At 69.2% G+C, this 13,720-nt stretch carries 13 protein-coding genes; 5 read left to right on the plus strand and 8 right to left on the minus strand.

Annotated features, from left to right (window positions below; genetic code table 11):
* Positions 1 to 12: 12 nt before the first annotated feature.
* Genes DOE79_RS06255 through DOE79_RS06265 form a run of 3 tightly spaced genes read right to left on the minus strand, consistent with a single transcriptional unit; the run spans position 13 to position 2,122 of the window.
* Positions 13 to 381: a hypothetical protein gene (locus DOE79_RS06255; protein WP_120337746.1), complete on the minus strand. Its 369-nt coding sequence runs from the start codon at positions 379 to 381 to the stop codon at positions 13 to 15.
* Positions 378 to 1,400 carry a tRNA pseudouridine(55) synthase TruB gene (gene truB, locus DOE79_RS06260; RefSeq protein WP_120337747.1) on the minus strand — a complete coding sequence of 341 codons (1,023 nt, stop codon included), beginning with the start codon at positions 1,398 to 1,400 and terminating at the stop codon, positions 378 to 380. Before truB ends, DOE79_RS06255 begins: the two co-directional genes overlap by 4 nt.
* Positions 1,397 to 2,122 carry a TetR/AcrR family transcriptional regulator gene (locus DOE79_RS06265; RefSeq protein ID WP_120337748.1) on the minus strand — a complete coding sequence of 242 codons (726 nt, stop codon included), beginning with the start codon at positions 2,120 to 2,122 and terminating at the stop codon, positions 1,397 to 1,399. The genes truB and DOE79_RS06265 overlap by 4 nt, the downstream gene beginning before the upstream one ends.
* 79 nt (positions 2,123 to 2,201) lie before the next feature.
* On the opposite strand from DOE79_RS06265, the gene DOE79_RS06270 reads away from it, so the two are divergent.
* Both DOE79_RS06270 and DOE79_RS06275 read left to right on the plus strand, forming a co-directional pair.
* Positions 2,202 to 3,674: an MFS transporter gene (locus DOE79_RS06270; RefSeq protein WP_120337749.1), complete on the plus strand. Its 1,473-nt coding sequence runs from the start codon at positions 2,202 to 2,204 to the stop codon at positions 3,672 to 3,674.
* 197 nt (positions 3,675 to 3,871) lie between these two features.
* A complete protein-coding gene (locus DOE79_RS06275; RefSeq protein ID WP_120337750.1) occupies positions 3,872 to 4,873 on the plus strand; it encodes a ketopantoate reductase family protein in 1,002 nt (333 codons plus the stop codon).
* Here the strand turns inward: DOE79_RS06275 and DOE79_RS06280 are convergent.
* Complete coding sequence (locus DOE79_RS06280; RefSeq protein WP_120337751.1) at positions 4,857 to 5,459, minus strand: nucleoside/nucleotide kinase family protein; 603 nt, start codon at positions 5,457 to 5,459, stop codon at positions 4,857 to 4,859. The two genes, DOE79_RS06275 and DOE79_RS06280, sit on opposite strands and share 17 nt — an antisense overlap.
* 23 nt (positions 5,460 to 5,482) lie before the next feature.
* On the opposite strand from DOE79_RS06280, the gene DOE79_RS06285 reads away from it, so the two are divergent.
* From DOE79_RS06285 to DOE79_RS06295, 3 genes are read left to right on the plus strand one after another with little or no spacing between them, the layout of a single operon-like run.
* On the plus strand, positions 5,483 to 6,406 hold the full coding sequence (locus DOE79_RS06285) for an HhH-GPD family protein (protein WP_120337752.1): 924 nt from the start codon (positions 5,483 to 5,485) through the stop codon (positions 6,404 to 6,406).
* Positions 6,407 to 6,445: 39 nt separating this feature from the next.
* Positions 6,446 to 7,717, plus strand: coding sequence for an FAD-binding protein (locus DOE79_RS06290; RefSeq protein ID WP_245977156.1), 1,272 nt, complete (start codon positions 6,446 to 6,448; stop codon positions 7,715 to 7,717).
* A complete protein-coding gene (locus DOE79_RS06295; RefSeq protein WP_120337754.1) occupies positions 7,710 to 8,678 on the plus strand; it encodes an aldose 1-epimerase family protein in 969 nt (322 codons plus the stop codon). Before DOE79_RS06290 ends, DOE79_RS06295 begins: the two co-directional genes overlap by 8 nt.
* Positions 8,679 to 8,757: 79 nt before the next feature.
* Here the strand turns inward: DOE79_RS06295 and rbfA are convergent, their stop codons facing one another.
* The 4 genes from rbfA to nusA form a co-directional block, all read right to left on the minus strand.
* Positions 8,758 to 9,282, minus strand: a complete 525-nt coding sequence (rbfA, locus tag DOE79_RS06300; RefSeq protein WP_120337755.1) for a 30S ribosome-binding factor RbfA — start codon at positions 9,280 to 9,282, stop codon at positions 8,758 to 8,760.
* Between the two features lie 201 nt (positions 9,283 to 9,483).
* Positions 9,484 to 12,339 carry a translation initiation factor IF-2 gene (gene infB / locus DOE79_RS06305; protein ID WP_120337756.1) on the minus strand — a complete coding sequence of 952 codons (2,856 nt, stop codon included), beginning with the start codon at positions 12,337 to 12,339 and terminating at the stop codon, positions 9,484 to 9,486.
* A 76-nt stretch (positions 12,340 to 12,415) separates the two neighbouring features.
* A complete protein-coding gene (locus tag DOE79_RS06310) occupies positions 12,416 to 12,673 on the minus strand; it encodes a YlxR family protein (protein ID WP_120337757.1) in 258 nt (85 codons plus the stop codon).
* A gap of 8 nt (positions 12,674 to 12,681) precedes the next feature.
* Entirely contained in the window at positions 12,682 to 13,692 is a 1,011-nt protein-coding gene (nusA, locus tag DOE79_RS06315) for a transcription termination factor NusA (RefSeq protein ID WP_110126027.1), read from the minus strand.
* Positions 13,693 to 13,720 lie beyond the last annotated feature (28 nt).

Consider the following 13,720-nt stretch of genomic DNA (forward strand, 5'->3'; position numbering starts at 1 on the left):
GGCCGGTGTGATTCAGACGGTCTGCACGGTCCAGATCTGCAGCATTCGGTAGAGCATGACCGCCACCGACAGGCAGACCACGCCCAGGATCACGGTGCTCCAGCGGCTGCGCTCGATGAGCGCCCAGACTCCCCCGCCGATCGGCAGCAGGATGGCGCTGACCAGGTAGGTGTAGAACTCCAGGACGCTGCCGGTGGCCTCGTTGCCCGCGAAGGGCGCCACGATGGCCACCACCAGCTGCACGATCAGGAGCACCTCCACGAGCAGGGTGGCGCCCATGCTCAGGTCGGTGGGCGTGCGGCCGGCCAGGCCGAGACCGAGGCAGAGGAGACCGGCGAGAACGGCGACGGCCAGCTGCAGGTAGGCGAACCACTCGATCACTTGGCGTCCTCGGATTCTGTGGGCGATGCGGGGACGGGCTCGGGACTCGGGACGGGGTCGGGCTCTGAGCCCGCGGCAGGATCCGCAGCGGGCACCGGCTGTTCGTCCGGCGGGAAGTTCACGATCGACTTGGCACGCCCGTCGCGGTACTCGACGAGCCCGATGAGCCGGCCGGCCGGGTCGACGGCTGCCACCGGGCCGGCGTCGCCCGCTCCGGCCGGCGCGTCGATGCGCTTGCCGTGGCCGAGGTCTATGGCCTGCTGCGCGTCGAGGTCGAGCCGGTCGAAGAGGCGGGACGCCGCATCCGCCGGCCCGATCAGGGCGCGGCTCACATCGAGCACGTCGAGCGGATCGGCATCGATGATGCCGAACGGGCCGATGCGGGTGCGGCGGAGGCTCGTGAGGTGGCCGCCCACGCTCAGGGCGTCGCCGAGGTCGCGGGCGAGCGCGCGGATGTAGGTGCCAGAGGAACACACCACGCGCACCTCGAGGTCGAGGAAGCCGTCGGCGGCGGTGCTGGACACGAGCTCGAACTCGCTCACGGTGACCGGTCTGGCGGGCAGCTCCACGTCCTCGCCGGCGCGCACGCGGGCGTAGGCGCGTTTGCCGTCCACCTTGATGGCGCTCACGGCGCTCGGCCGCTGGCTGATCGCTCCCGTGAGGGCGGCGATGCCGTCGGCGATCGATTCCGCGCTCACGGCGGAGACGACTTCCGCGGGGGCCCGGGTGAGCTCCTCCCCCTCGGCGTCGTCGGTGGTCGTCGCAGCGCCCAGACGGATGGTGGCCAGGTACTCCTTGTCGAGCCCCACCACGTAGGTGAGCAGCCGGGTGGAGCTGTTGATGCCGAGGATCAGCAGGCCGGTGGCCATGGGGTCGAGGGTGCCGGCATGGCCGACCTTGCGCGTTCCGGCCAGGCGGCGGGTGCGGGCGACGGCGTCGTGGCTGGTCCAACCCTGGGGCTTGTCGATCAGCACGAGTCCGCTGGTCGTGCTGGCGGGCTTGCGTCTCGGGGCGTTCACGTGCGGTCCTTCGGGCTGGAATCAGGTGCGTTCCCGGCGGCGGTGGCGCCGAGCACAACGTCGAGCTTGCCACGGAATGTGCAGCGCATGAGTTCCTCGGCGGCGGGGTCATCGTCGAAGATGTCCGGCAGCCGGATGGCCAGGAGGGTGTTGAACAGCATGCCGTCGGCCAGGAACTCCCGGATAGTGTCGGGCGGGAAGCCCGCCTCGTCGCGCAGCATCCGGTAGATCTCGAGGAAGCCGGCCCTGGCCTTGGCGCCGACGACCGGGTTGTTCCCGCTGATGAAGGCCTGCATGAGCGAGAGCAGGATGCCTCGATCCTCGATGAGGTCCACATAGGCGGCGCCGAGCCGGGCGGCCAAAATCTCCGCCTCGTCGGGGCCGTGTTCGCGAGGTTCGGCGATGATCAGCCGGAAGCCCGTGATCAGGCGATCGAGCGCCCGGGCCAGGACCTCCAGGAAGAGGTTCTCCTTGGTGCCGAACATCCGCACCACATAGGGCTGGCTAATGCCCGCGGCCTTGGCCACCTGGTCGGTGGTGGCGCCGGAGTATCCCCGCTCGCCGAACACCACACTGGCGGCGGCCAGGATCTGCTCCCGCCGTTCCGCCGCGGGGATGCGCTCGGTGGGCTGCGCCGCCGCGGTGTCGGATGCCCCAGTTCTGGATGAGGCCGTGCTGGATGCCGCTGTGTTGGATGCCTCAGCTTCGGATGTCGTCGTCACACTTGACAGGTTATCAGCCGATAACTAATCTCACATCTTGTAATCATTCGATTACAACATACGATGAAGGGGTCTGACCATGACCGTCCCACCGCCTGCCGACCTGGTCGAGTCCGCCGACCCAGCCCGCCGCCCCGCCGAGCCCGGTGCAGGCGGCAGCCAGACGGCCCGGCTGCGGCGGGTGCCCGTGTGGCTCGCCGTCGTCGCCGCGTCACTGCCCATGTTCATGGCCACCCTCGACAATCTCGTGGTCACCAGCGCCCTGCCCGTGATCAACGCGGACCTCTCCGCCACCATCGAGGAGCTGCAGTGGGTGGTGAACGCGTACTCGCTCAGTTTCGCCACGTTCATGCTCATGGCCGTCGCCATCGGCGACCGCTTCGGACGCCGCACGGTGTTCCTGGCCGGGATCGCGCTGTTCACGGCGGCGTCCGCGTTGTGCGCGGTGAGCCTGGAACCGTGGCTGCTCATCACCGCCAGGGCGCTGCAGGGGGTGGGCGCCGCGGCCCTGATGCCGCTCTCGCTCACCCTGCTCGTCGGATCGGTGGCCGTCAGGTTCCGGCCCGCAGCCATCGGCATCTGGGGCGGCATCGCCGGACTCGGTGTCGCCCTCGGCCCGCTCATCGGCGGCGCCGTGGTGGAGGGCTGGAACTGGCAGGCGATCTTCTGGCTGAATGTGCCGCTCGGCCTGCTCTCGGTCCCCCTGGCCCTGGCCGCCCTGCCCAACACCTTCGGCGCCCGGCTGCGCGCCGACATCGTCGGCCTCGTGCTCGCCGGCACGGGTGTCTTCGGCATCGTCTACGGAATCGTGCGGGGCAACGAGGCCGGCTGGTCCAGCGGCGAGGTGCTCACGGGGCTCGGCGGCGGCGCCCTGCTCCTGTTGGCGTTCGTCTGGTGGGAGGGACGGGCCTCCGCGCCGCTGCTGCCGCTTCGGCTGTTTCGCGACCGGAGCTTCGCCGTGGCGAACCTCGTGGGCATCACCTTCAGCTTCGGGATCTTCGGGTCGATCTTCGTGCTGATCCAGTTCCTGCAGATCGTGCAGGGCCACAGCCCGCTCGAGGCCGGCGTCATGACGATGCCGTGGACGCTCGCGCCGATGGTCGTGGCCCCGCTCACCGGGCTGCTCAGCCCACGCACCGGGACCCGGCTGCCGATCGTGCTGGGCCTGGCCTTCCTGGCCGCGGCGATGTTCTGGCTCGCGTCGACGATGTCGGCCGACGTCGCCTACGGCGAACTGGTCGGCCCGTTCATCCTCGCCGGGCTGGGCATGGGGCTGGTCTTCGCGCCCAGTTCTACCGCCGTGCTGGCCAACATGGCGCCGGACGATCACGCCAAGGCCTCCGGCACCAACTCCACCTTCCGGGAGATCGGCGTGGCCCTGGGCGTGGCGGTGCTCACAGCCGTGTTCACGGGCAACGGTGGCGAGCTGACCCCGACCGGGTACGTGGATGCGGCGATCCCCGCGGTCATGGTGGGAGCCGGCGTGCTCGCGGTCGCGGCGGTCATCGCGTTGGCGTTGCCCTCCGGCCGCCGCACGCCGACACTCCGCTGACCGATCCCACGCCGCCGGCGAACCGGACCCGCTGGTCGAGCCCAACACGTTGGTCGAGCCCGTCGAGACCCAGGTGCGTCACCAGGTCTACTTCGACAGGCTCAGCACGGCGTCGACAGGCTCGACCACCGAGGCGGGAACGCCGCACAAGCCGTCTCACGTGAACGGCCCGCCCGGCGAACTTCTAGGCTGAGCTCATGCGAATTGCTGTGATCGGTGCCGGCGCCCTGGGCGGAACCTTCGCCACCCGCTTCGCCCAGGCCGGCCACGACGTCACGGTCACCGCCCGCGGTGCCGGACTGGCCGCCATTCGGGAGCGCGGCATCCGGCTGGAGGGTGGCTTCGGCCTGGGCCAGTCCCATCCGACGGCTCTCGAACGGCTGACCGAGACGCCCGACCTGGCCCTGGTCTGCACCAAGGCGCAGGATGCCGAGGCGGCGATCAGCGACAACGCCGCGGTGCTCGACGGGGCCGCGGTCATCGTGATCCAGAACGGCCTCGACGGGGTCGAAACGGCCCGGCGGCTGCTGCCCGGCTCCGACTGCTTCGGCGCCCTCTCGATCATCGCCGCGAACTACACCGAGCCGGGCCTGGTCACCGTCACCACGGCCGCGCCCACCTACCTGGGCCGGGGCAGCGGGCCGGCCGACCAGGCCACCCGGCGCTGGCAGACGGTGCTGGCCGAAGCCGTTCCCACCCAGGTGATCGACAACTTCGTCGGCGCCCAGTGGACCAAGCTCGTGGTCAACATGCTCAACGCCCTGCCGGCGATCACCGGACTGAGCGTGCAGACCGTGGTGGCACAGCCGGGCCTGCGCCGGATCATGACCCTGAGCATGCGCGAGGCCGTGCGGGTCGGCCTTCGCCGCGGCATCCGGTTCGGCTCGATGCAGGCGCTCGGGCACCGCCGGCTGCGCGTCTTCGCCCTGCTGCCGGCCTGGGCCGGACAGGCGCTGCCGCTCATGATGCGCGCCCGCATGGGCACGGTGCCCAACCTCGGCTCCACCCTGCAGTCGGTGCGGCGCGGCCAACGCACCGAGGTGGACTACCTCAACGGCGTCGTCGTCCGCGAGGCCCGCCTCGCGGGCACGGCGGCACCGGTGAACTCCCGGCTCACCGCGCTCGTGCACGAGGTAGAACAGCGCGGCTCGTTCCTCACGGCCGCCGAGGTGCTGGAGCGGTTCAGCAGGAGTCGCTGAACACCCGGGCGGGAAGGGCGGGATCGCTCAGGTCGATCACGGCCGACACCCACTGCCTGGGGCGTTCCTCCTTCTGGTAGAGGTAGTCGGCCTCGTTGGTGGGCTCGCTCTCGAGCAGGATCCGGTAGTTCCAGCCGTCCCGCAGCTCGGCGCGGTTGAGGAACTCGCCGTCAAGCACCAGGATCGCGTCGGCCGGGCCCGTGGTCCAGTCCGGTTCGATCCAGGTGTCCCGCTCCGGGTCGATCACCTGGGTGACGAACGCCGTGCTGCCGCCCAGCCGGAACGGCTCGAGCAGCACCCGGCGCAACGCCGAATAGTCGTAGCCGTGCCGGTAGAGCCGTTCGGGGGTGTCGGCGCCGAACCGTGCCTGCTCCTGGCGTGATCGCCTGAAGTACGGCAGGGAGGCGCGGAAGGCGGCCGTCCCGGCCTCGTCGAACACTGTGGCCAGGTCGTCGGCGAAGGCCGTTCGGGCCGCCGCATCGGCGCCGTCGACGGCCACGATCACCCGGCCCCGACCGTTCAGGTTCACTATCTCGGCCGCGAGGGTACGCAGGTACTCGACGCGCGGTGTGGAAACAAGCTTCATGAATCGAGCCTAGGTTAGAACCGATGAACGCCACAGCCCGAAGCACGACCACCGTCACCGCAGACGCCGCCACCGCCGGGCTGGCCGCCGAGATCAGCGCCTGGTTCGGCGAGAATGCGCGCGACCTGCCCTGGCGGCGCGCGGGCTTCAGCGCCTGGGGCACCCTGGTGAGCGAGTTCATGCTGCAGCAGACCCCCGTGAACCGGGTGATCCCGCGTCTGGCGGAGTGGCTCGAACGCTGGCCGACCCCCGGCGACCTCGCCGCCGTGCCCCCGGGAGAGGCCGTACGCGCCTGGGCCAGCCTGGGCTACCCGCGCCGCGCGCTCTGGCTGCACGCCGCGGCCGTGCAGATCACCGAACGCCACAGCGGTGTGGTGCCGCACGACGTGGACGACCTGCTCGCCCTCACGGGCATCGGCGACTACACCGCCAGAGCTGTCGCCGCGTTCGCCTACGGCCATCGGCATCCGGTGGTCGACACGAACACCCGGCGGGTGATCGCGCGGGCCGTGGCCGGCCAGGCCGAACCGGCGCCGCCGAGCCGCACCCGCGACCTGGAGGCCATGGAGCAGCTGTTGCCGGAGGAGACCGTGGCCGCCGCGGTCTTCAACGCCGCGATCATGGAGCTGGGCGCCGTCGTCTGCACCAGCCGCAGCCCCCGCTGCGACGCCTGCCCGATCCGGGATGCCTGCGCCTGGCGCGCCGCCGGCTACCCGGAGTATGCGGGACCGAAGAAGGCCGTGCAGAAGAAGTTCGAGGGCAGCGACCGGCAGGTGCGCGGCCTCATCATGGCCGAGCTGCGGTCAACCCACCACCCCGTCACGGCCGCCGAGATCGAGGGCCTCTGGCCGGATGCCGTGCAGCGCGACCGCGCCCTGGCCGGACTGCTCGCCGACGGCCTCGCCGTGTGCGTGGACACCGGGATGTACGCTCTTTCCCAGGGGTGACTCCCCTGTGCACACCTCACACTGCGCACCCTCACAGAAATGGTTTCGATGAAGAACTGGGCCGGCAACGTCGAGTATTCGACCGACGACATCAGGCACCCCACCAGCACGGCCGAGGTATCCGCGATCGTGGCCGCCGCATCCGGACCGGTGAAGGCGCTGGGCTCGCGGCATTCGTTCTCCACCATCGCCGACACCGACGGCACCCTGGTTGCCCTTGACCTGCTGGCCGGTGAGCCCTCGATACAGACCGGCCATGACGGCGTGCCGGTGAGCGTGCGTGTCGGCGCCGGCAGCACCTATGCCCAGGTGGGCCGGTACCTCGCCGGGCAGGGCCTCGCGCTGCCGAACCTGGCCTCGCTGCCGCACATCTCAGTGGCCGGTGCCATCCAGACCGGCACCCACGGCTCCGGGGTACGCAACGGCTCGCTGGCATCCTCGGTGCTGGCCCTCGAGATCGTGCGGGCCGACGGCCAGGTGGTCACCGTGAGCGAGCACGACGCGGACTTCGCCGCATCCGTGGTGGGCCTGGGTGCCGTCGGCATCGTCACCGCGGTCACCCTCCGGGTACAGCCGCACTACCAGATCTCCCAGTACGTGCACGAGGGACTGTCCTGGGCCGCAGCCCTCGCCCATTGGCCGGCCATCATGTCCAGCGGCTACAGCGTGAGCGTGTTCACCACGTTCCAGGGCGATAACACCCACCAGGTCTGGTCCAAGCGCCGGCTGGATGTGGACGGGCCGGAATTCGACCTCGCCGCCCTTGGCGCCACCGAGGCCACCGTGGCGTTGCATCCGCTTCCCGGCGTCGCCGCCGACAGCGTCACCGAGCAGCTGCGCGAACCCGGACCGTGGAACGAGCGCCTCGCGCACTTCCGCAGCGAGTTCCAGCCCAGCCACGGCGAGGAGATCCAGTCCGAGTACCTGATCCCCGCCGAGCACGCTGTCGCCGCCATCACCGCGCTGCGGGCGATCGGTGACCGGATCGCGCCCCTGCTGCACATCTCCGAACTGCGCAGCGTCGCCGCCGACACCGCCTGGCTCAGCCCCAGCTACGCCAGGGACTCCCTCGCCATCCACTTCACCTGGAAGCCGCTGCCGGCCGAGATCCTGGCCGTGCTCCCTCTCATCGAGCACACCCTGGAGCCTTTCGCGCCCCGGCCGCACTGGGGCAAGGTCTCCACGATGTCCCCGGCCGGGCTGCGCCGGGCCTATCCCCGACTCGGCGACTTCGCCGCCCACGTGCGACGGGTCGACCCCGCCGGCCGCTTCGAGAACGCCTACCTGAAACGAGTCCTCCCCCATGACTGACGCCACCACGACCCAGACCGCTGCAGGCACGGATGCGTCGGTGCTGCCGCTTTCCGGGCTGCAGTTCACGATCGAGCACGACGGCTACTCGGCCACCATCGCGAGCGTTGGCGCGAGCCTGCGACGTCTCACCTGGACGGGCCGCGATCTCGTGGTTCCGTTCGCCGCCGACGAGGTGCGCCCCGGCTACCGCGGCGCCGTGCTAGCGCCCTGGCCGAACCGGGTCGTCGACGGCAGCTACACCTTCGACGGCGTGGACTACCAGCTGCCGCTCACCGAGCCCAGCCGGGCGCACGCCCTGCACGGCCTGGTCTGCTGGGCGGACTGGTCGCTGCAGGCACGCTCGTCCGACTCCGTGACTCTCGGCACCACCATCGTGCCGAGCGACGGCTACCCGCACCGCATCGCTCTCCTGGCCACCTACAGCCTCGGCGACGGCGGCCTCACGACCACGGTGACCGCCGAGAACGTGGGTGCGAGCACCGCCCCGTACGGCACCGGCCCGCACCCCTACCTCGTGGCGGGCCCCGGCACCGTCGACGACTGGACCCTGGAGTTCCCGGCCGCGAGCTACCTCACCGTGACACCCGATCGGCTCAGCCCCGTGTCCGTGGCCCCGATCGAGAGCACCCCGGAGTTCGACTTCCGCACCCCGCGGGTCATCGGTGACACCTTCATCGACCACGCCTTCACCGCCATCGCCCGCGACACGGATGCGACCGCCACGGTGACGCTGACGAGCCCGGTCGGCACCGGCGTGCGCCTGGCCTTCGGCCCGGAGCTGCCCTGGCTGCAGGTGCACACGGCAGACCGCCCCGCGCCCGAGCGAAGCCGCATCGGCCTGGCCGTCGAGCCGATGACCTGCCCGCCCGACGCCTTCTCCACCGGCGAGGACCTGGTGCGCCTGGCTCCCGGCGCCACCCACTCCGCGAGTTGGACCATCGCCGCCACCGAAGCCTGACCCCAGCCCGCCGAGATGCAGCAAAAGACCCCCTGACACACGGTCAGGGGGTCTTATGCCGCATCTCGCGCAGTCAGAGTTACAGAGTGTCGGGCTCCGTGGGAGCGACGTGGCGGCCAGTGGGTGCCGGAGCGACCTCGTCCTCGTCGGTGTCGTCGTCATCCTCGGCATCGTCTGCGGCGTACTCGCGCGGCTTCACGTACGGGTCTTCGTCGCCGGCGTAGACGGCCGTTTTGGCCATCTCACCGACCTGGGTGTCGCGCTCACGCGCTTCACGCAGCAGGTCGTCGATCAGCGCGGCGTTCTCGGGGATCGCGTCGGCGATGAATTCGATGGACGGGGTCAGGCGGGCGGTGATGTTCTTGCCCACCTCGCTGCGGAACATGCCCGTCGCGGCCTTGAGGGCTGCGGCGCTGTCCTTGCGCTCGTCTTCGGAGCCGTAGACCGTGTAGAACACCGAGGCGTGCTGCAGGTCGCCGGTGACCTTGACGTCGGTGATGGTCACGAAGCCGAGTCGCGGGTCGCGGATGCCGCGTTCGAGCCGCTTGGCCACGATGACCTTGATGCGGTCCGCCATCTTCATAGCGCGTGCCGGATCTACCATGATCTACTCCAATGAACCTATAAATTTCGGGGTACTTCTCAACGCTCTTCAGCCCTCCCCCCACCATCGAATTGACGGATGATGCCTCGGGAAGTGAGGGTCGTAGCTTGATCCCCCCTAAAAAGGGAATCGGGGTAGGGGTCCCCGCTCTCTTCCCTTTTTAGGGGGGATCAAGCGGAGACCCCTTGCCACTAGAAGTTACTAACCTCTGGGCTTTTCCTTCAATTCGATCGTCTCGATCTCATCGCCGATCTGGATGTCATTGAACTTACCAAGCCCAATACCAGCCTCGAAGTCCGTGCGGACCTCGGTGACGTCATCCTTGAAGCGACGCAGCGACTCGATGGCCAGGTTGTCGCCCACGACGATGCCGTCGCGGATGACCCGTGCCTTGGCGTTTCGCGTGATCGTTCCCGACCGCACGATGACACCGGCGACGTTTCCGAACTTCGAGGAGCTGAAGACCTCGCGGATCTCGGCGATACCACTCTGTACTTCTTCGAACTCGGGCTTGAGCATTCCGGTGAGGGAAGACTCGATGTCCTCGAGCGCGTTGTAGATGACGGAGTAGAAACGCACGTCCACGCCTTCACGAGCCGCACGTTCGCGCGCCTTCGTGTCGGGGCGAACGTTGAAGCCGATGATGATGGCGTTGTCGACGGTGGCGAGGTTGACGTCGCTCTCCGTGACAGCACCGACACCGCGGTGGATGATGCGCAGCTGAACGGAGTCGTCGACCTCGATCTTGAGCAGCGACTCTTCCAGGGCCTCAACGGCACCGGACACGTCACCCTTGATGATGAGGTTGAGCGATTCGACCTTGCCCTCTTCGAGTGCACGGGTGAAGTCCTCGAGGCTGATGCGCTTGCGGGCCTTGGCCAGCAGGGCGTTGCGCTCGGCGGCTTCACGCTTCTCGGCGATCTGACGCGCGGTGCGGTCTTCCTCGATGACGAGGAAGGTGTCACCGGCGCGGGGAACGCTCGAGAGGCCCTGCACCTGAACGGCACGGGACGGCACGGCTGCGAGGACGGGGTTGCCGTTCTCGTCGGCCATGGCACGAACGCGGCCGTAGGCGGTACCGGCGACGATCGAGTCACCGACGCGCAGGGTTCCCGATTGGATGAGCACGGTGGCAACTGCACCGCGACCCTTGTCGAGCTTGGCCTCGATGGCCACACCGCGGGCATCCTTGTTCGGGTTGGCGCGCATGTCGAGTCCGGCGTCTGCGGTGAGCAGGACGGCGTCGAGGATCTCCTGGATGCCGACCTTGTTCTTCGCCGACACGTCGACGAACATGACGTCTCCGCCGTACTCTTCGGCGACGAGGCCGAATTCGGTGAGCTGCTGGCGCACCTTCTGCGGGTTCGCACCGGGCTTGTCGATCTTGTTCACTGCGACCACGATCGGCACGTTGGCGGCCTGTGCGTGGTTGAGCGCCTCAATCGTCTGCGGCATGATGCCGTCATCGGCGGCGACCACGAGGATCGCGATGTCGGTGACCTGCGCACCACGAGCACGCATGGCGGTGAACGCCTCGTGACCGGGGGTGTCGATGAAGGTGATGGCACGTTCGATGCCCTCGTGCTCGGTGACGACCTGGTAGGCACCGATGTGCTGGGTGATGCCACCGGCTTCGCCCGCAGCGACCTTGGCGTTACGGATGGCGTCGAGCAGCGCGGTCTTACCGTGGTCGACGTGACCCATGACGGTGACGACGGGAGGACGGACCTCGAGCTCTTCGTCGGTCTCGTCGGCCAGCTCCTGGTCGATGTCGATGTCGAAGGCGAGCAGCAGTTCGCGGTCTTCGTCGTCGGGCGAGACCATCTGGATCTTGTAACCCAGCTCGCTGCCCAGCACGTCGAAGGTGGCCTCGTCGAGCGACTCGGTCGCCGTGGCCATCTCACCGAGGTGGAACAGCACGGTCACCAGGTTGCCCGGGCTCGCGTCGATCTTGTCGGCGAAGTCCGTGATGGAGGCACCGCGGCGCAGACGCACCACGGTTCCGCCGTCGCCACGGGGGACGCTGACGCCGCCCAGCGACGGGGCCTCGCGCAGCTCGAACTCGGCCCTCTTCGTCCGCTTGGACTTGCGAGCCTTGTTCTTGCCGCCACCGCGACCGAATGCACCAGCGGTTCCACCGCCGGGGCCACGGCCACGACCGCCGGCGCCGCCGCCACCGGCGGGGCGGGGCGGGCCGAAGCCGGGTGCGCCGGCAGGGGCGCCCGGACGGGTGAAGCCGGGGCGAGCGCCACCGGCGCCGCCCGGAGCGCCACCGGGGCGCTGGAAGCCACCCGGACGCTGGCCGAAGCCGGTCGGGCGGGGTGCCTGGCCGGGTCCACCGGGGCGCGGGGCGCCGGGGCGGGGTGCGGCAGGGCGGGGGATGTTGCTGGGCGAGGCGGAGGACGGCGGACGCTGTCCCATGCCCTGCGCGCTCGCGAACGGGTTGTTCCCCGGACGCGGGGTGGGGGTCTTGCCCATGCCCTGGTTGCTGGCGAAGGGGTTGTTGCCCGGGCGGGCGCCCGGACGCGGCACGGTTCCACCGGGCTTGGCGGCCGTGGCGGTCTCGCCGCCGGCGGTTGCCGCAGGGGTGGGAGCCGCGGGGGTGGCTTCGGTGCCCGCTGCTGCGGGTGCCTCGGCGGCGGCCTTCTCGGTCGCTGCGGCCTTCTCGGCTGCTGCGGCCTTCTCGGCGGCCTGAACCTGACGCTCGGCGACGGTCAGCGGCGCGGCCGGCATCGGCGGTGCATCCGCTGCGGGAGCCTCGACGACAGGTGCGGGCACCGGTGCGGCGGGGCGCGCCGGGCCCGGACGGACGCCGGGCTTGACGGTTGTGGCCGCGGCCGGCTTCGCGGCGGCAGGTGCCGCCGGGGTGGCAGCGGCGCCGCCGGTGGCGACCCCGTCGGCCTCGAGCGCGGCGCGGAGGCGCCGGGCGACGGGGGGTTCAACGCTACTGGACGGTCCCTTGACGAACTCGCCCATCTCTTTCAATTTAGCAAGGGCTACCTTGCTGTCGACACCGAGCTCAGTTGCGATCTCGTGTACGCGTGGTTTCGCAGCCACAATTCTCCTGTTCCGGGCCTGCACCCGGAAAGGGGCAGACCGTTAGTAACGGACGGTTCTCATTTCGAGCCGCTCATTAGTTATCCATTAGCCAAGTCAGCCTGTTCTCTAGTTGTTTTGCGTCCAGGGGGCTGGTCACACGCAGGGCACGCCCGAAAGCGCGCCGCTTGACGGCCTCCTGAAAGCACGCGATGGTGGGATGAATCCACGCACCGCGCCCAGGCAGGGTGGCGGTCTTATCGACCACCAGGAGCGAATTCTGGGCGACGACCCTCAGAAGTGAGGAGCGTGAGGCGCGCGAACGGCATCCAATGCACGTTCTAACGGGTTCCATCGTACCCCCTATTCGTCATCCTCCAGAATGCTGTCCGGCTGGATGTCGATTTTTGCGCCGGTCAGCTTGGCGGCGAGGCGGGCGTTCTGGCCCTCCTTGCCGATCGCGAGCGACAGCTGGTAGTCGGGCACGAGGGCCCGAACGGCCTTGATCGACTCGTCGATGACGTAGGCGCTGGTGACCTTGGCCGGCGACAGTGCGCTGGCCACGAAGGTGGCCAGATCGGGCGAGTAGTCGACGATGTCGATCTTCTCGTTGTTGAGCTCCGCGGTCACCGCGCGCACGCGCTGGCCGAGCTCGCCGATGCAGGCACCCTTGGCGTTGACGCCGGGTTCGGTGGCGCGCACGGCGATCTTGGTGCGGTGGCCGGCCTCGCGGGCCAGCGACACGATCTCCACGACGCCACTGGCGATCTCGGGCACCTCGAGCGCGAACAACCGGCGCACGAGCGACGGGTGGGTGCGCGACACGGTGATCTGCGGGCCCTTCATGCCGCGGCCGACAGCCGTGACATACACCCGGATGCGCGAACCGTGCACGTAGCTTTCGCCGGGCACCTGCTCCTCGGGCGGCAGGATCGCTTCGATCGTGCCGAGGTCGACGTGGATCATGCGGGGGTTGGGGCCCTGCTGGATGACGCCGGCGACGATCTCGCCTTCGCGGCCCTTGAATTCGCCCAGCACCGCGTCATCAGCGATGTCGCGAAGACGCTGGTTGATGACCTGCTTGGCCGCGAATGCGGCAATTCGACCGAAGTCGTCGGGGTTGTCAACGGCTTCGCCGATGATGTTGCCCTCTTCGTCGTGCTCAGGAATGTAAATGTCGACGTGACCGGACTTGCGGTCGAGGACGACGCGAGCTCCGGGTTCTTCTTCCGCAGCCTGCTTCAGTGGCTCACCCTGGTGGGTGTGCTTGAGGTAGGCCGTCAAAATTGCTTGCTCGATGATCTGCACGAGTTCCTCGAAGGGAATCTCTTTCTCGCGCTCCATCAGCCGCAACACGCTGAGGTCGATGTCCATGGCCGGCCTCCTCTATTCAGATCTTGCC

It is taken from the genome of Cryobacterium soli (assembly GCF_003611035.1).
Lineage (GTDB): Bacteria > Actinomycetota > Actinomycetes > Actinomycetales > Microbacteriaceae > Cryobacterium > Cryobacterium soli.